This is a genomic window from Pseudanabaena cinerea FACHB-1277 (assembly GCF_014696345.1).
In the GTDB taxonomy this organism is placed as follows: Bacteria; Cyanobacteriota; Cyanobacteriia; order Pseudanabaenales; family Pseudanabaenaceae; genus Pseudanabaena; species Pseudanabaena cinerea.
Genome location: NZ_JACJPY010000066.1, coordinates 1 through 26,094, shown reverse-complemented (window position 1 = coordinate 26,094; position 26,094 = coordinate 1). Strand labels below are relative to the sequence as shown.

The following is a 26,094-nucleotide window of genomic DNA, read 5'->3' as shown; positions in this document are numbered from 1 at the left end:
TCTCTTCCCGATTTCGGCGATTTCCTGTCTTGCCTGTCCTGTGGTCTCCTTTTTCTACTTGCATTCTTCCTGCCTCCTAATTACTTTTTCAGCAAGCCCTATCTATACTGGCATCAGTGCCTTATTTGCGGCGCTAGTTGTACCTAGATTTCTGGTACTGGGGCTGTGGATTTTGGCTTTTGCTTGGGGACTAGCGATCGCTGGTCATTGGGCATTGCAGTGGGCAACCTTTCTCACCCTTGCTTGGTTGACGAGCGCGGCGATCGTAGTGGGGACAATGCTCTATGAAGTTGCCAATTGGTTAGCTGTTGTCTATACCATTGCCCTAATTTGCGGAGCCGTCATGCTTTGGCGATCGGGTGATGATCTGTTGAAATCACTAATTCGTAAATGGACAACCGCTTGGAATAAAACTAGTAGCGATTTACGCAATTCCTTTAGTGGTATCCATTCCTTTTGGATTTTGGCAGGCGCAAACCTATTTGGTATCCTTCTAGGACGCTTTCTATACGGATTTTTGCGTTGATATTGACAGTTCAAGAATCAACTCCAAAAATCTGTATTTAGCATCGTATCAATATCACGATCAAATTGCCATGTGTCAGGGAATTGATAGCCTTTTTTGCCATACTCTTTCCTGACGTTAGACAATGCCTTAGAGAAGGCGATGTCAAAAGTAGCATTCCATAGAGACTTGAGGCTAGGAGAATCTACTAAAGCATATTCAATCTCAGTCCTTTGTTCAATAATCGTATTCTCCCAACCATTGAAACAATCTGGCATATCAACATAGATGCGTTTGAGTAGGTGTGCCAACAAGGTTGTTAAACGACTTCTAATCTCCTTTTTGTCTGACTTCCCCAAAGCCTCAATCTCCTCTATCAAGTTTTCTAAGTCCACATGGTCAAAATCTTTAGCCCTAAGTTTGGCGATAGTATCTTGAGTCCAGAGCAGGAAGTCAGACTCGTATAGGGATTTACGGGTGATCGCTTGTGTCATGATGATTTCCTCAGCAAAACGACTAGGGAGATTATAGCAATCGTCCATATTACAGGTGTCGAGATCAATTCCAAAAATCAGTATTTAGCATCGCATCAATATCGCGATCAAATTGCCATGTGTCAGGAAAGGACACCTCTCCATATTCAGTTCGGACAATTCGCAAGGCTGAGATGCTCCCTTTGTACGTTAAAGTTTTTGCATATATTTACCAAGTTTTTTATTTACCAAGTTTTGGGTTTAAACTTTTGATCATTAACAATTTCTACGGTGTCACCAGAAGGGCGGATCACAAATAATCCTTTTTGATAAGCATAGCGATCTACTCCTTCATTAATCTCAATTCCTGCGACAGCACCATAGGCTTGATAGTTTTTATAAGCTGGAAAGGCTAATTTAAACTTTTGGAGATTTTCGATAAAATCATCTATATCGTCAGGGGAAATTTCAGGAAAGCACATGACAGCTAATATTTCATGGTTGTTTGCCAACCACACATCCCAAGTATCGTTTTTATCGATAAAGCTGCTAGGGCTATAATTGTCAACAATATATTCTTCAAGTTTGGCAATTCGTCCTTCAAGAACCTGTATACGGCGATCGCTTTCGGCTTTGGATGTAGCAAACTGGCGATCGTATTCTTCATGCGAGATCCGCGACTCTTCTTGTGAGGTGCGGAGAAGTGCGTAAATGTCATCGATGGTAACGGGTTGTTGGCTCATGAGTTATTCAGGAGAACTATGGTTTGTGTCTAGTTTATCTAGCAAGCGTAAACCTGCTTCGACATTGCCACGCGCTGCCATCGCTTTAAATCTCGTGTAGGTGTCAAATTCGGTTAGAACAATTGTGGATAATTCTTCCATAAGTTTATTGATGCTAATTCCTCTTGACTGGGCAAGTTCCTTTAATCTTGTGTGTTTATCATCGGGTAGACGAATGGTTAAGGTTGCCATGATTATTAACTCTTAATGATTTGTTCTGGTTTGAGAATAGATAAATTGGGGAAGATTAAGTCGCTGTTTAGGAAGTCATTGACGTTTTTTGTGGCAATGATTTGAGCATTACCTGCGATCGCTAGTTCGATTAAGTGATTGTCTGATTCATCTCGCAAATTCGGTCGCCATAAATAATATACGTCTATCCAGAGACTGACGTGCATCAAGGATTCCAGTAGAGTGAGAATTTCTGTTTCTGTTAAAATACATTTTGTTCTGATCTCTTCGCGAAAAACTACTGACTCATATTCCAAAAACAGGGTATTTCCCATTAGTGGTTGATATTTTCCTTCAAGACAGCATCTAATTAGCTCTCGGCTGGCTCCATTGGAACCAAGTAAAGCGCTAATTAAAACGCTGGTATCAATGACAATTCTCAGTTTCATGTTGAAATGATAGCATATATGCAGTCATCTTGACGAGTGGTAGCGGTGGTTCAGGTTCAGATCCCCGACTTCTTTTGTGGATTTGCAAGGTGTTTGTGATATTTCAGAAGAAGTCGGAGATCTTGGCTGTGTGTGCTAGTAGAATAGGTTAGGGAGTCTTATGTCTCTATCAATGAATTGCTAATTATGCCACGCCGTTCTACAGATTTTGCCCAAGGGAGTTACTACCATGTTTACAATCGTGGTAATAATTACCAAACAGTATTCTTTGAGAGAGAAAATTATCTACATTTTTTAAAACTGGTTCGTCGCTATTTGATTGCTAATAACATCTTAGTTTTAGCTTATTGCCTAATGCCAAATCATTATCATTTTTTGGTGCAGTGCAATGGCGGTAATTTGTCAGAAGCAATGCAATTACTCTCACTTGCATATACAAAAGGAATTAATAAGCGCTTTAATCGGGTTGGTTCTCTATTTCAGGGAAGATTTCAGGCTATATTAGTTGACTCTGATGACTATTTGGTTCATTTAGTCCGTTATATTCATCTTAATCCTGTTAAGGCTGATTTAGCCAAAATCGCTTCAGAGTGGGAATTTTCTAGTTTTAGTGAATATGCAGGTATCAGGAATGGAAGCTTGCCAACAATGGAATTAATTCTTGCGATGATATCTTCAGAAGATGCATATTATTCTTTCCTGACAGATCATACGCTCTCTTCAACGCCGCAAATTAGGACTTTAATGTTGGATGAGTAGTGAGGGATTCAGATCCCCGACTTCTTTGGTGATTTTGCAAGTTATCTTTGATAGCAAAGAAGAAGTCGGGGATCTTGGATAGTAGTGGAGATCTTGAGTTGGTAGTGGGAGCCAGCTAATCTTTCGGTTGCCCTACTAAAATAACTGGCTCGGTTTTATATTTGAATGCAGTTACCCGCACCACTGGATACAGCCTGTACTGCCACTAATGTGCGCTCGATAAAATCCCTTCTATCAATTCTGACAATTGGTAGTACTCACGAAGAAGAAGCGAAGACGACACGAAAACCAACGTTGTTGCCCTGATTCCGCGCGTTGACCCTGTCACGAGAGGCAGACCGACAATAGATCGCACCAAAGATCCAACAACCGCCGCGTAGTGAGCGAGAACGATTATCATTTTCATTTACAGTAATGTCGCCATAAGGTTCGCTACCATTGTTTTTTGAATTGCTGGATTTTGGGTTGTAACTATCAACATATTCATCCAAACACCATTCCCACACATTGCCATGCATTTGATGCAAGCCCCATGCGTTGGGAAAGAAATTATTCACATCAACGGTTTGCAGCCGATATTCACCCTTGGGTGCATTCGCATAAGGGTTACTCCCGTCATAGTTGACCAGACTAGGCGTAATCGTTTCGCCAAAATGGAAGGGCGTAGTTGTGCCAGCGCGACAGGCATATTCCCATTCGGCTTCAGTGGGTAAGCGATAGATACCACGATTAGCTGGCAGAGTCGCCGTTAGTCTCTTACAAAACTCCCTCGCCTCATGCCAACTCACACTTACCATCGGGCGATTATCGCCTTTCAACTTCGCATCTAGGCTATTAAATGCACTGCTAAAGCTGCCCATCACCGCCAGCCATTGCGCCTGTGTGACCGCATAGCGCCCCATATAAAAGTCTTTGGGAAATTTCACTTCATGCTGTGGCACTTCATCATCAAATCCTTTCTCGCTGTTCGGTCTTCCCATCCTAAAGCTTCCCGCAGATATCAGCGCCATTTCTAGCGGCACGGCTCCATTGGGTAAGCTCAGATTTTGGGTGAAATATTGAATGGTGCTGCTGGTGCGGCTAATCTCCTGACCGCTTGCATTTACGGTGATGATGTTGTTGAGGGTTTGCGTTTGTAGTGAGATAGTGGGTTTAGGTGTTGGTTCGGGTGTTGGCTCATTTTGTGTAGGGCGTGGTGTTTCAATATTTGGTGGTGGTGGGCTAGGTATTGTAGGTGTAGGAATGTCTGGCTTGGGTTTTGGGCGATTTTCCCATGCAATTACCGCCAACGCACTAGAGCCGCCCAACAGCAACAACACATCACGGCGGCGCATTCCTTTAATGACTCTTACCTTAGTTTTCTGCTTCTCAACAATCTTGCGAACTTTGGCAATATCACGCAACAGTTCCGATGTGTTTTGATGGCGATCTTGCGCTAGTTTTGCCATCATTTTATCGACTAGATCCAGCAATTCGGGCGTGCAGTCTTGGGTATATTTGTGCCAAACAAGCTCATCCCTAGCACCAGAATACATATCAAGGGGATGTTTGCCCGTCAGCAACTGGGCAAAGCTGCGCCCCAAGGCAAAAAAATCCGATTGCGTAACTGCCTCCCCATGCATCTGTTCCGATGGCGTGAAGCCTTTGGAAATGATGCCCGTAATCTCACCGCGATTTAGCTTTGCCAAATAGGAAGCAGTCATCTCTCTGGCTGTGCCAAAGTCAATTAGCACCAATTCTCCAGTACGGCGCAGCATGATGTTGGCGGGCTTGAGGTCGCGATGGAAATATTTTTGGCTATGGACTAGGGCAAGGATGTTAACGATTTCTTCAAGCCATGCGATCGCCAATTTGTCGCTAATAGGTTGGTTGCGATTTTTGTGCAGCCATTGCTCAAGGGTATCGCCATCAATCTTTTCCATGACGATGCAATGCAAAGGCATTCGCGCCTTAGTTTGATGCTGAAAATAGCCGTCAATTTTGGGGATGCCACTGCTATTGAGTTGCCGCAATACATCCGCTTCTTTTTTAAACAGTTCTACCGCCTTGGCATCATCATTCCAGCGATATTGCAATACCTTAAGGATTTTCGGTTGACTGCCTTCAAGGATTTCGTAGATCCGTCCAAATCCGCCTTGAATAGCCTCTTTGCCCGTGAGATCACGCTGTACCCGATAGCGACTATTTAGCACCAGTCCCGTACCGCAGGAGAGGCAATATGCGCCTTGGTTATCGTGGCGATCGGGTTGCGGACATAGGGGATTGATGCAATAACTCATGATCGCTAAACTAACTCCTCTCACTGCCTAAAATTTTAGCAGGCAATCTATAAGCCATCAGATTGATCTCATGGCTTATAGCTCAATCCCGTTGAAACAGGTTCTTAGATTAACTGCGCTGTGCGTCAATTTCTGCTAGAGCCTGTTCAAAATCTTGGTTATTAATTTTGAGAGTTTCCATTGCTTTAGGATCTTGGGTATCGCTTTGATGGCGGCGAATCGCAAAAATGGCGGCACGATTGCTTAAAAAGGCTAGGTCAGCCCCATTCCAGCCTTCGGTACGCTCTGCCCAAATATGCAAATTTAAATCATCGGCAAGGGGGCGATCGCGGTTATGCACTGCCAAAATGGCGCGGCGGCTCTCGATATCGGGCAGGTCGACTAATAGATGCAGTTCAATTCTGCCCGATCGCAGCAAGGCTGGATCGATAAATTCGCGGCGATTGGTTGCGCCAACTAGCAGTAAACCTTCCGCCGATTGCAAGCCATCGAGTTCCGTGAGCAACTGCCCAATCACGCGATCGCTGACCCCACTATCCCCCTGATAGCTCCCTCTTGCGGGGGCAAGGGTATCGATTTCATCAATAAAAATTACGCAGGGAGCCGCCTGTCTTGCTTGGGCAAATAGCTGATGGATTGCCTGTTCAGATGCGCCCACCCATTTTGTTAATAGCTCTGAACCTGCGACAGCAATGAAATTAGCTTGGGCTTGGGTGGCGATCGCCTTAGCCAGTAGGGTTTTGCCCGTACCAGGGGGACCATAGAGCAGTACGCCCCTAGCCGCCTTAGCGCGGGTATAGGCATAGAGGGCAGGATCGATCAAAGCGCCGCCCACAGCCTCTTGTAAGGTTTGCTTAACCTTGGTCAAGCCGCCGATCTCCGACCATTGCACCTTTGGCGCTTGGATTTGCAGCGATCGCAGTACCGCAGGTTGCACCTGTTTGAGGGCAAAATCAAAGTCTTCCCCATTCACATCAAGGTTTTCGGGAACATCACTCACATTGGCAACCTGACGGCGCAACGCCTTGGTTGCTGCCACTTGGCAAAGTCCTTTGAGGTCAGCCCCCACATAGCCATAGGCGTGATCGGCAATCTCATCCAAATTCACATCCGCCGCTAAGGGCATGGCTCGCGTATGAATTGCTAAAATCTCCCGCCTGCCTTGGCGATCGGGTATAGGAAAAATAATCTCACGGTCAAAGCGTCCTGGGCGGCGCAGAGCAGGATCGATCGCATCGGGGCGATTGGTTGCCGCCAGCACGATTACGCCTTGCTGATTGCTGGCAAAACCATCCATTAGCCCTAATAATTGCGCCACTAAACGTTTCTCCACCTCTCCTTCCACATTGGCACGGTTGGGTACGAGAGCATCAATCTCATCGATGAAAATTAAGCAGGGAGCCGCCTTTGCCGCCTTCTCAAAAACCTGCCGCAATCGAGTTTCCGCTTCGCCATAGTATTTACTGATGATTTCAGGCCCCACGATCGCGATGTAATTTACCCCCATCACTTCCGCCAACGATCGCGCCGTCAAGGTTTTCCCAGTCCCTGGAGGACCCACCAATAAAACGCCACGGGGCGGTTCTAGCCCCAACTTGGCTAAAATATCAGGACGCTTGAGGGGGATTTCTACTAAATCCCGCAATTGTGCCAAAGTGTCGCCTAAGCCCCCCACTAAGTCAGCGATCGCCCGTTCTTCTACACTAGATGAATTAACTGGATTTGGCACAGATGCAGTTTTTGGCGGCGCAACCACATCAGGGGAAGTTACTTCGGCATTACCACCCCGCGCATAGACACTACGCGGCGATCGGGGAATATTGCCTCGGCGGGGAATGTTAGACAAAGGACGGCTAGAAACATTTACCTCTGTATGAATCTCCCCCGATTTTTGCTTTTCCTCTAATTTTTGCGCCAAATCGATTAATTGATCGAAGTTCAGTAGCTGCTTCACCTCATCCACAATTGACTCAAAGCCTTCCACTTTAAAATTAAATCTATCTCTAAAGTTGCTTTGAGCATCATCTTTAGAATTATCTTGATCATTATTCACAATTATTATGACTCCATATTTTTTTAATGTTCCCGATGACTACAACACATTACGTTTACCTAAGCCGCAGTAATATTTTTGAACGCGAGGCTTTAGTTGACTTCACCAAATTCAAGACCAAACTAAAAATATGGAAACTATCACTGTAGACCGATTGAATGACTGGCTGTTGCTAGTGGCAGCATTGGTTGTCTCAATGGCAATATTTTACACATTAGAAAAACTAGTAAAAGCGCTAATTGTACCCTTGGCAATAGTCGCGATCGTCCTAATTGTTGCCAAAGTCGCATTTGGCATTAGCCCCGAAGCGTTATGGCATGATGCAATTTTACTTACTCGCAAATTAGCAACTAAATTAACCTAAATTTGCGAGCGCGTAGAGTACTTTGCGCTAACTTAAAATCCAGAGAAAATCGTAAAAGTATGACGGAACGACGTTTTCAAGATTTTCTCTGTACTTCTCCAAGCCTTGATACTCCCTGCCCACCCAAGAAATAGATATATAAAACTAAGAATTAGCATTGCGGCGCGAAGCGCCGCAGTGTCTAATTTTTCACTGGTAAGGAAGTAAGTTGTATGGGAACTCAAGAATAGCGATCGAGCAGATCCAGCAAAATTTTATTAACAATTTCAGGCACTTCATCCTGCGGACAATGCCCTGCATTAGCAATATCAATGAACTGCTTCACACTCCTAAATTTAGTAAAGGATTGCCGCCCTAGCTCAATCGGCTCCCAAGGATCGCGATCGCCCCACAGCACGATCGCCTCACAGGGCAGAATAGCCAACAAGTCTTCGGGTCTTGGTCCTTGGGAATAGCGCACAAAAGCCATAAATACATCAACAGCATTAGGGTTATTGGCGGGGCGGGTTAATATCTCCACCAGCTCATCGGTGATTGCTTCCTTGTGAACATAAGCTTGCGCCAAAATCTGCCGTACAGAACTGGGCTTACGCACCTGATCGAAAAATAATTTGGCGATCGCCCGCACACCCAAAATATTCTGCACCGTCTTCACGCCCAGTCGCCGCCACCAAGGTAAATCTAATTGATTCTGCTCCTGCAATAGCCGCAAAGAGCAGTTGATCAGTATAGTCTGCGTCACTAGCTCAGGGGCATAGATCGCCGCCTGCATTGCCACCACTGCCCCAATAGAATTGCCCACAAGGACAACGCGATCGCCAATCACCTCCCGCACAAAGTCAGCCACTTGTTGTCCCCAAGTCTCAAAGGTATAGGGTAGCTCGCTCGGATGCGGTTGCGCTGAAGAGCCAAAACCGACCAAATCAATGGCATAAACCCGTCCCATCTGTGCTAAGACAGGAATATTTTTGCGCCAATGCCCCACCGAAGCACCAAAGCCATGAATGAGCAAGACGGCGGGTTTACTGTGCGCTGCACCTGAATATTGCGTGGACGGACAGCCATCTACGCAATATCCGATCTGATATCCACGCCATACCCAGAAACGATCAGCAAATCTGCAATAATCTGTATTGGCAACCATAGGAAAGGTAAACTTATGTGAAGCAATTAGAACTAGCTAATTTCGCCTATCCTATCATTGACTAGAGATTAGCCTCTCGTAATTATTTTTATAATTTTTCGATAACTTTTCGATACTTTTTTTAGACTTTTGGAGATTTAAACGTGGCACTCCCTTTATTAAACTATGCACCAGCCTCGCAAAATTCGCGGGTTGAGGGTTTTACCATTGGTAATGATGACACCCCTCGCATCTACAGCACTGCAAACTTATTGTCTAGCAGTGAATTAGATGAGCTAATCGCGGCTGCCTATAGACAAATTTTCTTCCATGCCTTCGCCAGCGATCGCGAAATCTTTCTAGAATCGCAACTGCGCTCTGGCAATATTTCTGTGCGCCAATTTGTACGCGGCTTAATTCTCTCCAAGACCTATAAAAGCAGTTTTTACGAAAAAAACAGCAATTATCGCTTTGTCGAGCAAACCGTACAACGTGTTCTCGGTCGTGATGTTTACAGCGAACGTGAAAAGATTGCTTGGTCAATCGTTGTCGCTACGAAGGGAATTGAGGGCTTTGTCGATGCGTTGCTCAACAGTGACGAATATTTAGAAGCCTTTGGTGATGATATTTTGCCTTACCAACGCCGCCGTAGCCTACCTAGCCGAGTGCTTGGTGAAGTACCTTTCAACATCAAGTCTCCTCGCTACGATGCATACCATCGCGCACAGTTGGGCTTCCCTCAGCTCATTTGGCAAAATACGATCCGCAGCTACGTTGTCACCGACAGACAGCCAAAAACTGGCGATCCAGCCTTGTTCCTCAATATGGCTCGGCGCATCAATGCTCCCGCATTTACCCAAGCTCCCGTATCTGCTCAAAACATCGACTATGAGCGTCTAGTACCTCGCCGTTAATAAACCCTCTATAATGCAAAAGAGACGGCGCAATGCGCCGTCTCTTTTGTAACTATCTGACCTTTATTTCTAGACCATGGACATTCATCAATTTCTGCAACTATTTGTCGGGCGGTGGCGATCGCAGCGTAGCAATCATCAATCTGGACAGGGAAATGGTGGTGATGCTCGCGCCGAAATCATCATTACTGAGCTAAGCCCAGACGCTTCTGAGGTGGTGAATCTATGCCAAAAATATAATTTTGAGCCACAAGTCGCCATATCGTCAATGCAATTGGTGTGGGAAGAAGATGTTTTGAGCAGTCGTAAACCCAAGGGCAGTACAGTGTTAGTTGCAATCCCCACAGCAAATAATTGTAGTGGGCTGATCCTCAGTAGTACTAGCAAGAGTTCTTACGAATTTGCGGCTGATGAATCTTTGACTATTACAACCGCGATCGCTGATGGAGCGATCGAAGAAAGAATTTGGTATGGCAATCCTAATTTAAGATTTCGGGTCGCCACCTTGATCAAAAGTAATGTATCAGGCGATCGCCTAGTACAATCCTCTAAGTTTTATTCTGAAATTCGCATTAGTACGCCCCAACCTCAAAGATAGAAGCACCACCAGAAACATCAAAAATACTACTAAAAATACTACTAAAAATGTAGAAAATGCCTAGCTAAGTGCCAAACCTCTAATCCAATAAAGCCTGCCAAAGCCACAAAAATAGCAATATTTATAACAGCTTTAATTTTTTCCATAGCAAAATACTCCAAACTATATCGGTGCTTATAGCACTCATACTAACGCGAGTTTAGAAGCTCAACCTAGTAATCCTTAACATGAATTGATCATGAGTTGAGCTAATTGCGCTAAAATCTGATGATTACTACATTCATCGTGTGGGGATGCATGGCTGTGAACTGGATCAATAAATTTGCCGCTTTCGGAATAGTCACTGTTAGCTCACTGGCGATCGCCTCATCAGCATCGGCGCGATTTGTGGTTTTTGTATCAGGCAATGATGCTGCCACATTGCAAAGAGTCCGCACCATATCGCCCAATGCCTTTGCAACCACTATTAACAATCAACCATCTGTCCAAGCGGGTATCTTCAATTCAGAAATAAGCGCCGACAGTCTTGCTATTTCTCTACAGCAAGCAGGACTTACAGCCCAAAAAACTTTTAGAACAGACAATTACAATATTCAGCCAATCACTGAAGTTACTCAAGCCCCATCAAATCTCATCGTACCTCAGACTAATTTTATTTCACCTCCCTCAGCAATAGCTACTGCCAACTATAGCGTCAACCCCTTTCCTAGCGCTTTTCCTAATGCTTTTCCTAGCGCTGTTCAAGCGCCAACTAACAATGCATTGCTCCCTCAAGCTAGCCAAAGCGTTGATTTTCGATATATAGCCGCAGTTCCTGCCAGTATCAACAATCAATTCTTGCTGTCACGGGTGCGTCAGTTTGTTCCGAGTGCATTTTTCACTAATTCTGGACGTGGCACTTACATTCATGCAGGGGCTTATGCAAGTCGTGACGCGGCGGAATCGGTATCTCGCTACCTCCGATCGCAAGGACTAGACTCAAGGGTTTTATACTTCTAAGGGATCAACAGTAACAACCATGACCGTAAGTAATCCTCACGATTTAGAGCCTAATGCTGATGCTAGTCAGCGATCGACAAATGTACCTAAGTGGTTGGAGCCATTGGTCTTGCTCTTCCCCACTGGCTTTTGGCTAGTTGCTTTCTTGCTCGTCCCCACCCTACTAATCTTGGTGCAGAGTTTTGTCCCCTTTGGCAAAACTGAGTTTGGTCTGGATAACTATCAACAGGTATTTAAGTATGTTGGTGGCAATTTTATTTATTTGGTAGTTGTCTGGCGATCGCTACTCTATGCGGCGATCGCCACAGGCTTTTGCCTCATCATCGGCTTTCCCGTTGCCTACTGGCTTGCCATCATTGCCCCAAAGGAATGGCGCAATATGCTTTTATTACTATTTGTATTACCCCTCTGGACTTCATCATTACTGCGCTCCTACGCATGGATTACGATCCTGCGACCAACGGGCGTTTTGAATAGTTTTTTAAACCTCATCGGACTATCGGGCATTAATGTCCTCAATAAAGCCGAAGGCGTAATCATCGGCATGATCTACACCTATCTCCCCTACATGGTACTGGTGCTATACACCTCCCTCGAAAAATTAGATTTACGCCTTTTAGAAGCCGCCGCCGATCTAGGAGCCAATTCTCGCCAAGCATTTTGGCAAATTACAGTGCCGCAAGTATCTTCAGGTATCATTGCGGGAACTGCCCTCGTATCGATTACTAGTTTTAGCGACTACATCAACCCCCAACTGCTTGGCGGACCTGGTAGCCGCACGATCGCATCGATCATTGAGTTACAGTTTTTAGGGGCAAGTAGCAATCGTGGCTTCGGCTCTGCCCTGAGCATGGTCTTAATTTTGGCTGTCACAATTGTGATCGCCCTGCTAATTAAATATGGCGACAAGCGAGTAGTAACCGATGGCTAATGCGGCTAAAAAATCCGAGAATTTTATTCAAAAATCTTCTGCACAACCGCGTACTCTCAAGCGCTGGCAGACTTGGTACAGCTTGGTAGCATTCTTATATATGTATCTGCCGATCGCAGTGCTGACCATTTTCAGCTTTAATAAATCGCCATCGCCATCACAATGGACGGGCTTCACTTGGGAATGGTACAGCAAATTTTTACAAAACCCGACCCTCTTAGCTGCCCTCACAAACAGTATAAGCGTGGCTTTGGTGTCCGTCAGCATTTCGGCAGTACTTGGCACGATTACCGCCGTTGGGCTTGCCCGCTATTATTTCCCTGGCAAAAGTTTGTATAGAGGCACTACCTATCTGCCCCTCATCATGCCTGACATTGCGATCGCCGTCGCCACCCTCGTGTTTTTTGCCGCTATTAAATTACCTCTCAGCCTTGCCACAATTGTAATTGCTCATATTGTGTTTTGTCTTGCCTATGTGACCGTGGTTGTATCCAGCCGCCTTAGCAACATTGATCCCAAACTCGAAGAAGCAGCCCTTGATCTTGGCGCAACCCCCATACAGGCATTCACTAGGGTGTTATTGCCACAGTTATTACCTGGAATCGTCTCAGGGTGCTTACTGGCATTTATCCTCAGCATGGATGACTTTGTAATTGCTTATTTTACCGCAGGCGTGGGCGCGACCACATTACCGATCGCCATTTTTTCCTCTCTTCGCAGTGGTGGTGTCACCCCCGAACTCAATGCCCTTAGCGTTTTATTGATCATTGCCTCTGGCTCAATGGCAGCAATCGCTGAAGCCGTCAGAGGTTGGGGCAAGCATTAAAGTTAAATGTTTGCAAAAATTAATGCATTGTCGAGTGATTGCTTGAACACTGTGGTATATTACATTTGGCAAAGCTAATAAAAGCTAAAGAATGACTCCCCATGAGTGAGAAGCCTTTAAAGCTGCGAATCTCTATTCCACCCGTCGAGGGAATCGAGGACATTCCCATCGCAGCAGTCGAAGTACTCGCTACAAAAATGGGGTTTAGTCCTAGTGCTGCACAAGACATCGTACAAGCTCTCACAGAAGCTTTGGTCAACGCAGTTTTGTATAGCACCTCTGATCTTGACGTGGAGGTCGTAGTATTTGCAGCAAATACTAGTCTAGTTGTAGAAGTACATGATCGTGGATCAGGTTTTGACGTTGATAGTGTGCCTCCGCCAGATTTTGATCTGATATCCGAAATGGGTGTCAAAAATGGTGGATTTGGAATACATATGATCAAAGCTTTGGTCGATAAAGTCGAAATCGAATCGACAAGTCAAGGTACTACAGTCCGTATGAGTAAGTTTTTGTCTATCCCCAAACCCATTCTCCAACCATGACCCATTCCTCGTTTTTACAAGATGAACTAAAGATCGTTGAGCAAGTTGATGGCGATCAAGTTATTCTCAAGCTGAATGGTGCTTTGAGCGTAACAACAGTCCCCTACTTTAGACAAGCGGTGCAGCCATTTATTGATCGTAAGTTAGCCGCCATTGTCCTAGACTTTGAGGGAGTAACTAAAATCGTCAGTAGAGGAGTTGGTGCGGCGATCGACATGGCAGTCCAAGCCAAGAAGCAAGGTGGCAAATTGCGTTTAGAAAATGTTGGCAAGTATGGGCGCTCTTTATATATACAGGGTGTACATCTTGTTGCCGAAGTGCCTGAATTGGATGGCTTTGAACCTTAAACTCCTTTTGCTTTTATTTAATTTCAATTCCGTAATTTCGCAACGTTTTATCAGCAAATCAGAACCAATAAAAACATTGAAAGCGTTGCAAAGCAACGCTTTCAATGTTTTTATTGTGAAATTTAGTCATAGCTATATAAAATGAAGATTATCTCAAAAAAATCATTGGGTCAGCAAAAAGTCTATGACATTGGGCTAGAGGGTGATCATAATTTTTTATTAGACAAAGGCTATATTGCCTCCAACTGTTTTAACAAGTCCCATAGTGTTGCCTATGGCTATGTCACCTATCAGACTGCCTATCTGAAGGCAAACTATCCCGTGGAATATATGGCAGCGCTGCTGTCATCGGTTAGCGGCGATCAAGATAAGGTACAGCGTTATATTGCCAACTGCCGTAGTATGGGGATTGAGGTACTGCCGCCCGATGTGAATAGCTCTGGGGAAGACTTTACACCCCGTGGTAAGCAAATTCTATTTGGTTTAGCGGCGATTAAAAATTTGGGGGCAGGGCCGATCGCGGCGATTTTGCAGGGGCGGCGTGAGGGGGGAGCATTTAAGTCATTGGCGGATTTGTGCAGTCGTCTGGATGGGCGATCGCTAAATAAAAAGGCGCTGGAAGCACTGATTCAAACAGGGGCATTGGATCTGTTAGAGCCAAATCGCCGTCAGTTGATGAACGATCTTGATGTCACGATGGACTGGGCTTCCCGCCGTGCTAAGGATCAAGCATCGGGGCAGGGCAATCTCTTTGATATGTTGGGGGGAAATACGAGTAAGCAATCCTTTGATCTAGCGCCGACAACCCAGAGGGTCGCGGATTTTTCTTCCCAAGAAAAGCTAAGGCTCGAAAAAGAATTACTGGGTTTTTATATTTCCGATCATCCGCTCAGTGTGGTCAGTCAATCGGCAAGGTTAATGGCTCCGATCAATCTTTGTGACATCCCTGATTCCCATGAAACTAAGATTGTCACAGCGATCGCCTTGATCCTAGATATTAAGCAGGTGATTACAAAGAAGGGCGATCCCATGGCAATTTTGCAGCTTGAGGATCTTACGGGCAGTGCCGAGGCAGTGGTTTTTCCGAAGAGTTTTGATAAGGTGAAACACCTCTTGGAAAAGGATCGACGGGTAATGGTATGGGGCAAGATTGATCGGCGGGATGAACAAACGCAATTGATTGTGGAAGATATGCAAACCATTGAGTCAGTGCGGATGGTCAGGGTGGAGCTTACCCGTGAACAGGCAAGCGATCGCCAAGTTTTACAACAACTTAAAACGGTTTTAAATCCTAATCCTAACAATGTTAATTCGCATCAAGGTAATTCTATGTATGGCAAAAATGAACCTGAAATTTCTAATAAGATTCCTGTGATTGCGGTGATCGAATATATGCCCAAGTTAATCCGTTTTGGCAATCAGTTTTGGGTACAGGATGAAGCCACGACCGTAAAGGCATTGCAACAAGCGGGGTTTAAAGCCACCTATGATGGGTTAGTGACTAACAGCTTATAAAGTTGCGACTTATTGCTGATTACTGTTAGGACAAAATTTAAGATACAAGTAATATTGGAGTAGGTAGAGTGATGCCAATTAAAGGCACAAATAGGACGGGGCATAACCCAAATTAATAGAACTACCACAGACTGGGGCAGCATGAAAAGGCTATCTTATATTAGTAAATTATCGCGATCGCTATCAAAGCGAGAGATAGAGGATATCGGTAAAATTTCCCAAACAAACAATTCCAGAGAGGGAATTACTGGCGTACTACTCTGTTGTGCAGGTATATTTTTCCAAATTTTAGAAGGAGATGATGAGCAGATCGATCATCTCTACACAAAAATCTTAAGAGACGATCGCCATGATCAAATTCTCTGCTTAAAGTCAGAATTTCAGGTTGAGCATCGGTGCTTCCCTGATTGGTCAATGGAAGTAATTGTCTTAGATGAAAATACAGATATTCTCTTGCAACCCATCAAGATTTTGTTGCAGACCTTGGGAGAGTCGCAGACAATTTTGGCAAGCTATACCCAGTCCAAAATTTTGCAGGCGATCGAAAGTGGCATCGATCCACGTACTCTTGAGCCTTGCTATACCGAAAAAATTATTTTCTTTGCGGATATTGTCAGCTTCACGAATATTACTGAAAAAATGCAGGTTTCGGAGGTGGTGGATCTACTCAATCAATTTTTTACGATTTGTACTGAGGCGATTGCTGCTAGGGGGGGCGAAGTCACTAAGTTCATTGGCGACTGTGTAATGGCATATTTTGATGGCGATCACGCCGATGAAGCGATGCAGGCAAGCCTTGATATTCTGGCGGAATTAGAAACCTTGCGCCATCAAGCACCGAAAGATAGTCCTGTAAAGGTTTTGTATATTGGCATTGGCTTGTCTAAGGGTAAGGTTTTGGAAGGGAATATTGGCTCCAAAACCAAGAAAGAATATACGGTCATCGGTGATGCAGTAAATGTGGCATCTAGAATCGAAGGGATGACCAGACAGTTAAATCGCTTTTTGGTTTTTTCGGCATCGGTGCGCGAAGGATTAAGCGATCGCTGGCGACCTGTGCGGCTTGGCGACTTTCATGCTAAGGGCAAGGAGGAAATTGTGGAAGTATATTCGTTGGATGATGTGTTAACTTTCCCTAGATCAGACTTTCGGAAATTGAAACAGGAGATCCAACAGCATTTAGAAATAATTGGTAATCAGTCAGAATTAATTCTCACAACCCATTACAACGCTTTGCTCTCCAGTCAATCTTGACTATCTCCAAATATTTTGGGTAATTCAGATAAATTCCTGAAAGCAGGTGCTGAGCTCACTAGCCAAGAAAAAAGCTGAAGGCGTTGCTTTGTAATGCTTTCAACCTTTTGCTGGGTTTTGGTTTGAGCGCGTTGCGCTGTATGATCGCCGTAGGTGAATCAGTACCCCGCAATGTCCCATCTGTTAGACAATCGCTATCTTGTCATCAAAACCTTAGGCAGTGGCGGCTTTGGTGATACCTACTTGGCAGAGGACACCAAAATGCCCTCTAAACGCCAATGCGTGATCAAGCAACTAAAACCTGTTGCCGATAATCCTCAAATGTATACGCTCTTGCAACAGCGATTTCAAAGGGAGGCAGCAGTCTTAGAGCATCTCGGCGAAGAAAGCCGTTATATCCCTAAGCTCTATGCTAGCTTTACCGAAAACGGGCTTTTTTATCTGGTGCAGGAATGGATCGAGGGGCTGACCCTTGCCGAAAGTGTCATGGGTCAGGGGATATGGCAAGAGTCAGCCGTAAGGGCAATGATGATCGGCGTGCTGCATACTCTGATTTATGTCCATGATCGCGGCATTATTCATCGCGACATTAAGCCCGACAATATCATTTTGCGGAATGGTGAACCTGTACTCATCGACTTTGGCGCGGTCAAAGAAACCTTAAATGTCAGCGCAATTTCTAATATTGCTCATACGGTGAGATCGATTGTGATTGGTACACCAGGGTTTATGGCATCAGAACAGGCGGCAGGGCGACCATTTTTTGCCAGCGACCTATATAGTTTGGCGATTACCGCAATTTTTGCGCTCACGGGAAAATATCCACAGCAGATCGGCACTAATCAAACAACGGGGGAGTTACATTGGCAACCACATTTAGAAAATGGTCAAAGGATAAGTGCCGAATTGAAGGAGATATTTGCGAAGGCACTGCAATTTGACCCGCGCGATCGCTATGGTTCGGCAAGGGAAATGTTAGCCGCGCTCCAAGTTGGGACATTTTCTCAGGCTTCACATTCTCAGGCTTCACAAATTCCCACGATCGCCGCTATACCTCAACTTGCCATTCCCCCACGCAAACCTCTAGCTCTGAAGCCACTATTGTTCACGAGTTTGGTGGGCGGAATGCTCGGAGTGGCGATCGCCCTAAGTGTATTTGTCTATAGAAACGGCAGCCTAGTCTCAATATGGCAAAGGCTAATTCCCCAATCCTCACAAAAAGCCCCCTTTTACTTTTTAGCAGACTCCGCCTTTGAGGATATCAACAACGCCAAGTTACGGGTAGATAAGTTACGCAACCAAGGCTATAGCAATGCAGGTGCATTTTGGATTCCCGACTATCCCAACCTCGGCGATCGCCAATATCAACAAGTCTATGCAGAAAAGTTTGCTGACCTTGCCAGTTGTGAGGCGAAGCTTGCTGCCCATCGCCGCTATGCTGCTGATGCTTACTGTGCCTATGCCAGCCTTAACGCTCAAGATCGTGCTAGAAGCCAATAAAAAACCCGCAGGAGGCATTCTTGCGGGAGAAATTTATGTAGATACGTCGCTAGTGAATTAATTATCTAATTCAATTAAATTTCCTGTGGTGATAGCCGTCACTGGGTAGCTGCGATCATCTAGTTCATTTGGGGTGACAGTGATCACAGATATTTGCTTAGAAGTTCAAACTTCTTTGCCTTAGCCATAATTACTGTGTGTTAATAAACACTTTTGCCGAATACAGATTAGCTTACAAGAAACTATAGTTCATTAGGAGATTGCAATTTAATTGAGGGCGTTGCACATATTCATATAATTTTTTATTTCGCAACCGTTTCACTATGAATATATGCAACACCCATTATTTTACATCGCACCCCTTACAGACTATTAAAGCAACTGGTTCTAGTAGCGGAGTACATAGGCATGACCATTAAAACCCTTCATCATCACAAGCGACGGAAAAGTCACTTAGTCCGATTTGCAGCGATCGCGATCGCTGCCGCCATTCTCGCCTTAGTCACACCTGCGATCGCCCAAACTGCGCCACCCGTAGAGCCTACCCTAGAGACTATCACCCAAACCACTAATAACTTACGTCTATCCATTGATACAACTTGGGTATTCATTACAGGGTTTCTAGTATTTTTTATGCAATGTGGCTTTGCGATGCTAGAGGCAGGGCTAGTCAGGCAAACAGGCGTGGTCAATACATTAGCCGAAAACTTTATCGATGCCTCCATTACCTTGCTAGCTTGGTGGCTCACAGGATTTGCGATCGCCTTCGGCACAACTAGTAATGGCTTTTGGGGGACTGACGGCTTCTTCCTCAACAATGCCATGACCATCAGCAATGGCGCAATTCAATATGCGACAGGGGCAGGTGGATCTAGTAGCCCATTGAATACCTTTACGCTGTTCTTCTTTCAGTTTGCCTTCTCTGCCACCGCCAGCACCATCACCACAGGCGCGATGGCTGAACGCACCGAGTTTAAAGGTGATTTAATCTATGCCTTTATCATGGGGGCCGTCATGTATCCGATCGTGGTGCATTGGGTCTGGAACGAAGGCGGATGGCTACATAAATTGAATTTCCATGATTTTGCTGGTAGCGCCGTTGTCCACTCTGTGGGTGGGTGGACTTCCCTAGTGGGGGCATATATTCTTGGTCCGCGCCCTAACCGTATTTGGGGACAGATGCCCCCCGCCCACAATTTGGGCTATGCCACCATCGGCACAATGATCCTCTGGTTTGGTTGGTATGGGTTTAATGCAGGCTCAGCCCTATCGATCCAAAATACAGGGTTAGTGGGCTTAGTTGTGGTAAATACATCGATTGCTGCCGCGACAGGCTCACTAGCAGCCATGCTATATATCTATTTTCGTTTCCGTCAATGGCACTTATTTTGCGGACTAAATGGCTCCTTAGCGGGCTTAGTCGCAGTGACTGGCGGCTGCGCCTATATTATGCCTTGGGCGGCGGCTGTGATTGGTTTAGTCGCTGGAGTATTGGTGCTAATTGTGGTAGATATCATCGAATGGTTTGAAATTGATGACCCCGTTGGCGCATTTTCTGTGCATGGAGCCTGCGGCATGATGGGAATCATTGCTGTTGGTTTATTTGCCGATCCTGCTTTGTCGATCAATAAGAAAGCAGGGCTATTTATGGGCGGTGGCTTTGACCTATTGGGTGTGCAGATGGGTGGAGAAGCCGCTATTATAATTTTTTCAGTAATCTTTTCCTTCATCATGTTTGGGGTGCTAAATATGCTAGGGCTGCTAAGGGTGAATGCCGAAGCCGATCGCATAGGTATTGATGTCTATGAGCATGGTGCATCAGCTTGGCCAGATGTCTATGCGATCGATGATTTGCAGTTTGATGATGAAGATCAGGAGGATGATTGACAATCTCAGCACTGAAGTGACTGAGATTCCTGATTCAGCGAGACAACCATACATATTTTCGAGCCTAGATGTTTTAGTATTTGTAATACTTCGTAAAGCTCATTATTAGGGTTTACCAAAGAAAATAACCGTGAATTGGCATACTCATTGTGTGAAGTTTTCAAAAACAAAAATTCATTCCCATTGGTAATCATGCCAAATGTTGAGTGCAAGGTTTCCGAATTACTCAGCATATAAGCTAAAGCTTGGGGAATCGCTCTTGTTACTGCAAAATCACTTCGTTTTGATTCAATGACTAATAACCAAAGCTGGTTGTTGATCACCAATACATCGATCCGCCCTCGAATTATTGTTTCTTCATCTTTCATTTCTAATGCTATAGCTGTTTCTGTCTCAATCCGAAATGGCTTGTGATAAAAGCCAGCGAGATCTAACAATGGTGCAAGCACTACCATTTTTACTGTATTTTCTAGAATTGGTGGATCTTCCATCAATTCTAGAAAATTAGCTTTCACCCGATCTAATAATCGATGCTCCTCTTCACTTAAGGATGTAAAACTTTCTAACCATTCAGGAAAAAAGGCAGGATCTTGAGATATCTGAATCCCCAAGTTTTGTTTAAATTCTCTTAGCGTTACATCTTTTGCGGCGATCGCCTGAATCATGATGAATTGTAGGTAGAAGTCATAATCTTAATATTAGAGCAAAAACAAAATTGCTAACGCGATCGCCCAACCGCTTATCTTATAAAAAACATGATCGCCAAACTATCCACAAAAAAGCAATCACCTAATCCATTAATCATTAGTAGTCACTAATAGTATTGACAAGAAATTATTGATGAAAAATTCATGCTAAAATCCAACGCAGCATATCTCTAGGGAGTTACTATGCAAATCACCGAAGCACCGATTAAAGCCACTGTTTCCCCATCAGTCCACCCTGCAACCCTTACTCTTCCCGATCATAAGCAATTACCAGACTCAGACGGAACCTTTGTGAAAAATTTTCAGGAACATCCACAAAGTATTGTTTTAACAAGCTCCATAAAACCCATTCTCCAAAAACTGCATCCCGATGGACATTATTGCATCGGTCAAGATAGCGGCATTTACTGGCGACTCATGGAACCACCCGAAAAGGGAGCCGAAGCCCCCGACTGGTTTTATGTGCCGAATGTATCGCCGCTTCTTGATGGCGAATATCGCCGATCCTATGTGTTGTGGAAAGAATTTATTGCGCCATTGATTGCGATTGAGTTTGTGTCTGGAAATGGAGCTGAAGAAAGGGATGCAACACCGCCTAGTGAAACGGAAAAGGCAGGAAAATTCTGGGTTTACGAACAGGCGATTCGGATTCCCTTTTATGTGATTTTTGATGGATTTAGGGGCAATCTTGAGGCTTATCATTTGCTGGATGGTCGCTATGCCAAGATGCAACCTAATCAACGCGGACATTATACGATCGCGCCGATGGGTGTAGAACTTGGGCTGCTCTTAGAGAATGATGTATCTTGGTTGCGCTGGTGGGATGAGTCAGGGAACTTATTGTTGACAGGCGATGAACGGGCGATCGCGGAAAAACAAGCGCGATTGAATGCTGAGACGATCGCTGAGCAACAGAAATTAATCGCTGAACAACAGAAATTAATCGCCGATCAAGCAACTTTAGCCCAACAACAGGCTGAGGCGATCGCTATTCAAGAGCGTCAACGAAAGGAAAAATTAGCCGATTATTTAAGGGCGATCGGCGTTGATCCCGATGCAATTTGATTGGTGACATCTAGGCGAGCATTAAGCAACTTCAGAAAACCGTGATTGTGACGTAGGGGCAATTCATGAATTGCCCCTACTTTTGCGTAAGTCCTAACGGATTTAAATCAGCTTGGCTACGGGATAATTTTTGAGCAGATAGCTTTTCGTTAGCAGATCAACTACGGTAATGATTAATTCGCGCTTCTCGCTGATGTCAAACAATACTTTGAGCCGATCGCAGTCAGGTTGACCGAGAGGATCAAGCTTGGCGATCGCCTGAGTGATCACCTGCCCATTGTCATCGGTTTTTAAGGGCTGAAAAGTTTCGCTTACTGCACGATCAAATTCCATCACAAGGCGATCGCCATCAAAGGAAATCTCCGCCATACTATGGGGACGGGCGCTAAGCTCACCAATCGTGAGGGTGATTTCTGTTTGATTGGGTTGCGAGGCTCTCAGAATTAGCTCAAAGGGGCGGCGGGTAGGATAGACCTGCCCACGACGGAAAATGGTTTGATATTTCCACTGTTCGGCATGGCGATCCCAATAGCGAATGGCATAGGCATGGCAGAGATAGTCTTGCACCTGCAAACCTTGGCTGAGCATCAATGCGCCGTGGGCGATCGCCTCAAAGGGTTTATGACTGTGGATTTGTGCCATCTTAAATTGGTCAGCAATTAGCGCCTGCACCGATGGGATCATCGAACAACCGCCCACTAAGAGAATATGTTTAATATCACCCTTGAGAATGCCTTTATTAAAAGCTAAACTCGATAACTCATTAATGGCGATTTTGAGAATCCGATAGAAGCCCTTCCGTTCTAAAATTGCTTCCAATTGCGAACGGGTATAATTGATCTCAATTGCTGATTGGGTGACAGGATCAAAAAATACTGCCGATGCTGTTTCTGCATCAGAGAGTTTGATCTTAATTCGTTCCATTAATAATTTGAGAATCGGATTTTGAGAATTATCTTGAGAATTGTTCTGCTCTCTAGCAGCAAGCGAGGCATCAAAATAATTTGCCCAACAATCCTCCATGAGCCATTGATCGATATCTTCGCCGCCAATGCTGTAGCCACTTTTAGCGATCGCCACCGCCCGATATTCTCCCTGTGGGTCTTGGCTCGCGCCCAACTGCTCCCCCCATTGCGTAACATCGTGATGCTGGGGCAGGCGCACTAAAGATAAATCTAACGTGCCGCCACCGAGATCAATCACCAAAACTAGGTCATGGGGGGCGATCGCGCCATAGCCTAGCGCTGCCGCCGTTGGCTCATCCAAAATCCGCACCTTCGGATCGGCAACATTGGGCAGATCTAAACTAAAAACTTCATTGCTGCAACCCTCTAACCAACGTAAATATTTTTCATAGGCATCTACAGGCACGGTCAAAATTATTTCAGATGGGAAAATTTGTTGCGATCGCAAATTTCGCAAAAGTTGACGCAAAAATTGCTGCCCCACCCACTCAGGGGAGATTTTCACGCCATCAATACGCGGCGCATACATAATGTTTGCCATGAGGCGGCGCTTGATCTGGTTAAAAAATCTCGGCTGTGGGCGATCTTTGCCGCGATCAATTACGGGCTGACCAATTTCGATGATCCCTGCGGCGGCATCCTGCACATATACCAAGGAGGGAACGAGACTATCTAAGGGGGCAGGACGATTTAGATCGGCAAATTTGACAGTTTCTGGCTGATTTGTGGCGACGTTCCAATGGGCTATAACCGTATTGCTGCTACCAAAATCAATGGCGATCGCCTTCATCATTTTTTCTCTACAAGCTAAAGAATGCCAGTTGCGTAAATTTGAGAATACCCAGATCCGCGATTTCTGCTGAGTCAGCAAAGACAACTTGCAAATTTGCAAAAAAAGTTGAGGATCTTAACTTATGGTATTTTAATGCGCTTTCTTAAGCTATATTGTTCAAAATCGCCGCCTAAATCACCCAACTAGATCTAAATGAGTGACCGAGTTTACAGATTGCTGCTGATCGATAGCGATCGCATTTTTCGGATCGGTATGTTGTCATATTTGGCACAGATTCCAGATTTAGAAGTGGTGTCTGAAATTGATGATTGTCAGGCAGTGGCGGCATTTTTAGATGGTGAACTTACCGCCGATTTAGTAATTTTAGACTTGAATTTAGATCTGCCCTGTGGTGATGTGGCGATCGGCGATCGCATCCCAGAGACAGGACGCTTGACAGGCATTGATATTTGTCAGCAAATCAAAATAAATTATCCGCAATTACCAATTTTTTTATTGAGTGCGCCCACATCGCCGCAGCTAGTAGCCAATGCCTTGCAATTGGGTATCGAAGGTTACTGTCTCAAAGGAACGACCGCCGACATATTGGTGACAGCAATCAGACAAGTTGCAGGGGGTAAGCGGTATTTAGGCGATCGCTATGGCAGCGATCGCACCCTAGCAAGCGCCTTCGATCAATCTATTAATCGACCATCAAATCAAGCATCAAATCAAGCATCAAATCAAGCATCAAATCAAGCATCAAATCAAGCATTGAGCGTGATGGCGATCATGAAACGTAATTTCTATGAGTCGGGTTTGCAGCGCATTGACAAGGTTCTATCAGAAGTCCAAACTAACCTTGCGAATATGAATGCCCTTGAAGCAATTCGCACTAGCCAAGGGGAAACTGGTCAAAGCTTTAGCCACAATCTTCAGCAAATCATACTGGCAGGTCAAGCCCGTGAATTACGCGCTGCCAAGTGGCTGATGGCGCAAATCTGGCAGCCTGAAATGCTTTCAGGGAATACAGATCCAGACTCCGCAGCAGCATCACAATTTCCGCAATCTAATGATCAATTTAATGAGCAATTTAATGAGCAATTGCCCAGCGATCGCCTCGATCCTACCCCTGTCGTCAGTCTCACTAAGCAAAATACCAATGCCCTCGCTGTCCAAGCCAGTTTGTGGGATCGCACCATTAGCAAACTGCAAGCCATTACCACCAACCTCAGCAAAGTTCCATTAGAAATCGATATTCTCAAAGACGATAAGAAGCGAGAATTGCTATACATGATTCTGCGGCAAACTGAGCAGGTGATTACAGAATTGCGGTTGTCGCAGGTTCCCCTTGGGCAAATAGAATCTAATCTCCCAGAAATTCTTAGAGATATTTGGCGATCGGCGGTAATTGATTTTTTTGGTAAGTATTTTGTTGTGTCTTTTGTTGTGTCTAGGCGAGAAGGTCAAAGAGCCGCCCAAGAAGTGAATGTCGTTGAAGTTCTACTTAAGGATGAAGCGATTGTTAAATCGGAATTTCTCGATAAGATTCCCCAATTTCTAGATTTAATTTCCCATTTGCTGTTTGAAACTGACTTGAATGTTAATAATGCTTTAGCCGCCATAGGAACGGTAGAGGCAATGCAAAGAAGCGAACTCATCTTAGATCATCTGCTCATTCAAGTGGCTAATGGCGTGATTCAGCCTTTACTCAATCATTTTGCCGATGTGGAAAAAATCAAACAGCAGTTCTATCGCTACAACCTCTTAGGTACTCGTGAAGTGGAACGATTTCGCAATGACCTATCGTGGAAATATCGCGTTGCTCGCTATGTGACCGATCCGCAATTAATTTTTGAAAGTCGCTATACTCTCTACACATTTACCGAAGTCGGGATTAAGCAGGTCAGTATCTATGCGCCGCGCAATCAAGAGTTACAAACCCTAGAGGGTGTGCAGTTTGCCGTCACCCTTGCCCTAGAATTGCAAGACGCGATCGCCCCCAGACTAAAATCAGCAATTACCCTCATCGGCAATGGCTTTGTCTATATCCTCACCAATGTGATCGGGCGCGGGATCGGGCTAATCGGGCGCGGTGTAGTGCAGGGCATCGGCAACGCATGGCAAGATCGCCGCAAAACTTGATCAAGCAATTATTAGTGGCGCTTCGCGCCACTAATAATTGCTAATAATATTTGTGGAATTTTACATAGGGCTTGCTGAAAAAACAAGAAAACCATACAAGCAATGGTATCCAAGGAGATCTAAAACTGGTAAAATGCAAGGAAAAGTAGGGAAAGCACGAAAAACC

At 44.9% G+C, this 26,094-nt stretch carries 25 protein-coding genes; 16 read left to right on the top strand and 9 right to left on the bottom strand.

The features are described 5' to 3' along the window. A partial coding sequence (locus tag H6F44_RS16910; RefSeq protein ID WP_190352206.1) for a hypothetical protein occupies nucleotides 1-526 on the top strand: 526 nt, incomplete at its 5' end. 17 nt (nucleotides 527-543) lie between these two features. Here H6F44_RS16910 and H6F44_RS16905 read toward each other — a convergent pair. The 4 genes from H6F44_RS16905 to H6F44_RS16890 form a co-directional block, all read right to left on the bottom strand. Beyond that, nucleotides 544-999 (bottom strand): DUF29 domain-containing protein, encoded by a 456-nt coding sequence (locus H6F44_RS16905; protein ID WP_190352205.1) that lies wholly within the window; start codon nucleotides 997-999, stop codon nucleotides 544-546. 224 nt (nucleotides 1,000-1,223) lie between these two features. Next, nucleotides 1,224-1,721, bottom strand: coding sequence for a DUF3782 domain-containing protein (locus H6F44_RS16900; RefSeq protein ID WP_190352204.1), 498 nt, complete (start codon nucleotides 1,719-1,721; stop codon nucleotides 1,224-1,226). A 3-nt stretch (nucleotides 1,722-1,724) separates the two neighbouring features. Next, nucleotides 1,725-1,952 (bottom strand): toxin-antitoxin system HicB family antitoxin, encoded by a 228-nt coding sequence (locus H6F44_RS16895; protein WP_190352203.1) that lies wholly within the window; start codon nucleotides 1,950-1,952, stop codon nucleotides 1,725-1,727. 5 nt (nucleotides 1,953-1,957) lie between these two features. Then, a complete protein-coding gene (locus tag H6F44_RS16890; protein ID WP_190352202.1) occupies nucleotides 1,958-2,380 on the bottom strand; it encodes a putative toxin-antitoxin system toxin component, PIN family in 423 nt (140 codons plus the stop codon). A gap of 186 nt (nucleotides 2,381-2,566) precedes the next feature. Between H6F44_RS16890 and H6F44_RS16885 the strand changes: the two genes are divergently transcribed. After that, the gene (locus tag H6F44_RS16885) at nucleotides 2,567-3,139 is read left to right on the top strand and encodes a transposase (protein ID WP_190352201.1); all 573 of its coding nucleotides are present in this window, start codon (nucleotides 2,567-2,569) and stop codon (nucleotides 3,137-3,139) included. Nucleotides 3,140-3,396: 257 nt separating this feature from the next. Here the strand turns inward: H6F44_RS16885 and H6F44_RS16880 are convergent, their stop codons facing one another. Next, nucleotides 3,397-5,418 (bottom strand): bifunctional serine/threonine-protein kinase/formylglycine-generating enzyme family protein, encoded by a 2,022-nt coding sequence (locus tag H6F44_RS16880; protein ID WP_190352200.1) that lies wholly within the window; start codon nucleotides 5,416-5,418, stop codon nucleotides 3,397-3,399. A 109-nt stretch (nucleotides 5,419-5,527) separates the two neighbouring features. Next, complete coding sequence (locus H6F44_RS16875) at nucleotides 5,528-7,384, bottom strand: AAA family ATPase (protein ID WP_407681875.1); 1,857 nt, start codon at nucleotides 7,382-7,384, stop codon at nucleotides 5,528-5,530. Nucleotides 7,385-7,601: 217 nt separating this feature from the next. On the opposite strand from H6F44_RS16875, the gene H6F44_RS16870 reads away from it, so the two are divergent. Beyond that, nucleotides 7,602-7,835, top strand: a complete 234-nt coding sequence (locus tag H6F44_RS16870) for a hypothetical protein (protein ID WP_190352199.1) — start codon at nucleotides 7,602-7,604, stop codon at nucleotides 7,833-7,835. Between the two features lie 220 nt (nucleotides 7,836-8,055). Here H6F44_RS16870 and H6F44_RS16865 read toward each other — a convergent pair whose 3' ends face one another. Further along, on the bottom strand, nucleotides 8,056-8,979 hold the full coding sequence (locus H6F44_RS16865) for an alpha/beta fold hydrolase (protein ID WP_190352198.1): 924 nt from the start codon (nucleotides 8,977-8,979) through the stop codon (nucleotides 8,056-8,058). A gap of 143 nt (nucleotides 8,980-9,122) precedes the next feature. On the opposite strand from H6F44_RS16865, the gene H6F44_RS16860 reads away from it, so the two are divergent. The 11 genes from H6F44_RS16860 (at nucleotide 9,123) to H6F44_RS16810 (ending at nucleotide 20,274) form a co-directional block, all read left to right on the top strand. Beyond that, a complete protein-coding gene (locus H6F44_RS16860; RefSeq protein ID WP_190352197.1) occupies nucleotides 9,123-9,872 on the top strand; it encodes a phycobilisome rod-core linker polypeptide in 750 nt (249 codons plus the stop codon). Between the two features lie 76 nt (nucleotides 9,873-9,948). Beyond that, nucleotides 9,949-10,470 carry a phycobiliprotein lyase gene (locus H6F44_RS16855; protein WP_190352196.1) on the top strand — a complete coding sequence of 174 codons (522 nt, stop codon included), beginning with the start codon at nucleotides 9,949-9,951 and terminating at the stop codon, nucleotides 10,468-10,470. Between the two features lie 267 nt (nucleotides 10,471-10,737). Further along, a complete protein-coding gene (locus tag H6F44_RS16850) occupies nucleotides 10,738-11,469 on the top strand; it encodes a hypothetical protein (RefSeq protein WP_206754470.1) in 732 nt (243 codons plus the stop codon). Nucleotides 11,470-11,488: 19 nt separating this feature from the next. After that, entirely contained in the window at nucleotides 11,489-12,400 is a 912-nt protein-coding gene (locus H6F44_RS16845; protein ID WP_190352194.1) for an ABC transporter permease, read from the top strand. Next, entirely contained in the window at nucleotides 12,393-13,226 is an 834-nt protein-coding gene (locus H6F44_RS16840) for an ABC transporter permease (RefSeq protein ID WP_190352193.1), read from the top strand. Before H6F44_RS16845 ends, H6F44_RS16840 begins: the two co-directional genes overlap by 8 nt. 101 nt (nucleotides 13,227-13,327) lie before the next feature. Further along, nucleotides 13,328-13,771, top strand: coding sequence for an ATP-binding protein (locus H6F44_RS16835; RefSeq protein ID WP_190352192.1), 444 nt, complete (start codon nucleotides 13,328-13,330; stop codon nucleotides 13,769-13,771). Next, nucleotides 13,768-14,118: an STAS domain-containing protein gene (locus H6F44_RS16830; RefSeq protein WP_190352191.1), complete on the top strand. Its 351-nt coding sequence runs from the start codon at nucleotides 13,768-13,770 to the stop codon at nucleotides 14,116-14,118. Before H6F44_RS16835 ends, H6F44_RS16830 begins: the two co-directional genes overlap by 4 nt. A gap of 141 nt (nucleotides 14,119-14,259) precedes the next feature. Beyond that, nucleotides 14,260-15,633, top strand: a complete 1,374-nt coding sequence (locus tag H6F44_RS16825) for a helix-hairpin-helix domain-containing protein (protein WP_190352190.1) — start codon at nucleotides 14,260-14,262, stop codon at nucleotides 15,631-15,633. Between the two features lie 141 nt (nucleotides 15,634-15,774). Continuing rightward, entirely contained in the window at nucleotides 15,775-16,887 is a 1,113-nt protein-coding gene (locus H6F44_RS16820; RefSeq protein ID WP_190352189.1) for a BLUF domain-containing protein, read from the top strand. 171 nt (nucleotides 16,888-17,058) lie between these two features. Beyond that, on the top strand, nucleotides 17,059-18,387 hold the full coding sequence (locus H6F44_RS16815; protein WP_190352188.1) for a serine/threonine protein kinase: 1,329 nt from the start codon (nucleotides 17,059-17,061) through the stop codon (nucleotides 18,385-18,387). Nucleotides 18,388-18,795: 408 nt separating this feature from the next. Further along, a complete protein-coding gene (locus H6F44_RS16810; RefSeq protein ID WP_190352187.1) occupies nucleotides 18,796-20,274 on the top strand; it encodes an ammonium transporter in 1,479 nt (492 codons plus the stop codon). 5 nt (nucleotides 20,275-20,279) lie between these two features. Here H6F44_RS16810 and H6F44_RS16805 read toward each other — a convergent pair whose 3' ends face one another. Beyond that, nucleotides 20,280-20,939: a type I restriction endonuclease gene (locus H6F44_RS16805; protein ID WP_190352186.1), complete on the bottom strand. Its 660-nt coding sequence runs from the start codon at nucleotides 20,937-20,939 to the stop codon at nucleotides 20,280-20,282. A gap of 225 nt (nucleotides 20,940-21,164) precedes the next feature. Here H6F44_RS16805 and H6F44_RS16800 point away from each other — a divergent pair, with 225 nt between their 5' ends. Beyond that, nucleotides 21,165-22,046: a Uma2 family endonuclease gene (locus H6F44_RS16800; RefSeq protein WP_190352185.1), complete on the top strand. Its 882-nt coding sequence runs from the start codon at nucleotides 21,165-21,167 to the stop codon at nucleotides 22,044-22,046. Between the two features lie 102 nt (nucleotides 22,047-22,148). On the opposite strand, the gene H6F44_RS16795 is transcribed toward H6F44_RS16800, so the two are convergent. Further along, complete coding sequence (locus H6F44_RS16795) at nucleotides 22,149-23,882, bottom strand: Hsp70 family protein (RefSeq protein WP_242016621.1); 1,734 nt, start codon at nucleotides 23,880-23,882, stop codon at nucleotides 22,149-22,151. 114 nt (nucleotides 23,883-23,996) lie between these two features. Between H6F44_RS16795 and H6F44_RS16790 the strand changes: the two genes are divergently transcribed. Then, the gene (locus H6F44_RS16790) at nucleotides 23,997-25,928 is read left to right on the top strand and encodes a DUF3685 domain-containing protein (RefSeq protein ID WP_190352184.1); all 1,932 of its coding nucleotides are present in this window, start codon (nucleotides 23,997-23,999) and stop codon (nucleotides 25,926-25,928) included. Nucleotides 25,929-26,094 lie beyond the last annotated feature (166 nt).

Excerpts from the sequence above, each read along its gene's own strand:
- H6F44_RS16905 (WP_190352205.1), bottom strand. The coding sequence starts at position 999 with ATGACACAAGCGATCACCCGTAAATCCCTATACGAGTCTGACTTCCTG.
- H6F44_RS16900 (WP_190352204.1), bottom strand. The coding sequence starts at position 1,721 with ATGAGCCAACAACCCGTTACCATCGATGACATTTACGCACTTCTCCGC.
- H6F44_RS16895 (WP_190352203.1), bottom strand. The coding sequence starts at position 1,952 with ATGGCAACCTTAACCATTCGTCTACCCGATGATAAACACACAAGATTA.
- H6F44_RS16890 (WP_190352202.1), bottom strand. The coding sequence starts at position 2,380 with ATGAAACTGAGAATTGTCATTGATACCAGCGTTTTAATTAGCGCTTTA.
- H6F44_RS16885 (WP_190352201.1), top strand. The coding sequence starts at position 2,567 with ATGCCACGCCGTTCTACAGATTTTGCCCAAGGGAGTTACTACCATGTT.
- H6F44_RS16880 (WP_190352200.1), bottom strand. The coding sequence starts at position 5,418 with ATGAGTTATTGCATCAATCCCCTATGTCCGCAACCCGATCGCCACGAT.
- H6F44_RS16870 (WP_190352199.1), top strand. The coding sequence starts at position 7,602 with ATGGAAACTATCACTGTAGACCGATTGAATGACTGGCTGTTGCTAGTG.
- H6F44_RS16865 (WP_190352198.1), bottom strand. The coding sequence starts at position 8,979 with ATGGTTGCCAATACAGATTATTGCAGATTTGCTGATCGTTTCTGGGTA.
- H6F44_RS16855 (WP_190352196.1), top strand. The coding sequence starts at position 9,949 with ATGGACATTCATCAATTTCTGCAACTATTTGTCGGGCGGTGGCGATCG.
- H6F44_RS16850 (WP_206754470.1), top strand. The coding sequence starts at position 10,738 with ATGATTACTACATTCATCGTGTGGGGATGCATGGCTGTGAACTGGATC.
- H6F44_RS16845 (WP_190352194.1), top strand. The coding sequence starts at position 11,489 with ATGACCGTAAGTAATCCTCACGATTTAGAGCCTAATGCTGATGCTAGT.
- H6F44_RS16840 (WP_190352193.1), top strand. The coding sequence starts at position 12,393 with ATGGCTAATGCGGCTAAAAAATCCGAGAATTTTATTCAAAAATCTTCT.
- H6F44_RS16835 (WP_190352192.1), top strand. The coding sequence starts at position 13,328 with ATGAGTGAGAAGCCTTTAAAGCTGCGAATCTCTATTCCACCCGTCGAG.
- H6F44_RS16830 (WP_190352191.1), top strand. The coding sequence starts at position 13,768 with ATGACCCATTCCTCGTTTTTACAAGATGAACTAAAGATCGTTGAGCAA.
- H6F44_RS16825 (WP_190352190.1), top strand. The coding sequence starts at position 14,260 with ATGAAGATTATCTCAAAAAAATCATTGGGTCAGCAAAAAGTCTATGAC.
- H6F44_RS16820 (WP_190352189.1), top strand. The coding sequence starts at position 15,775 with ATGAAAAGGCTATCTTATATTAGTAAATTATCGCGATCGCTATCAAAG.
- H6F44_RS16815 (WP_190352188.1), top strand. The coding sequence starts at position 17,059 with ATGTCCCATCTGTTAGACAATCGCTATCTTGTCATCAAAACCTTAGGC.
- H6F44_RS16810 (WP_190352187.1), top strand. The coding sequence starts at position 18,796 with ATGACCATTAAAACCCTTCATCATCACAAGCGACGGAAAAGTCACTTA.
- H6F44_RS16805 (WP_190352186.1), bottom strand. The coding sequence starts at position 20,939 with ATGATTCAGGCGATCGCCGCAAAAGATGTAACGCTAAGAGAATTTAAA.
- H6F44_RS16800 (WP_190352185.1), top strand. The coding sequence starts at position 21,165 with ATGCAAATCACCGAAGCACCGATTAAAGCCACTGTTTCCCCATCAGTC.
- H6F44_RS16790 (WP_190352184.1), top strand. The coding sequence starts at position 23,997 with ATGAGTGACCGAGTTTACAGATTGCTGCTGATCGATAGCGATCGCATT.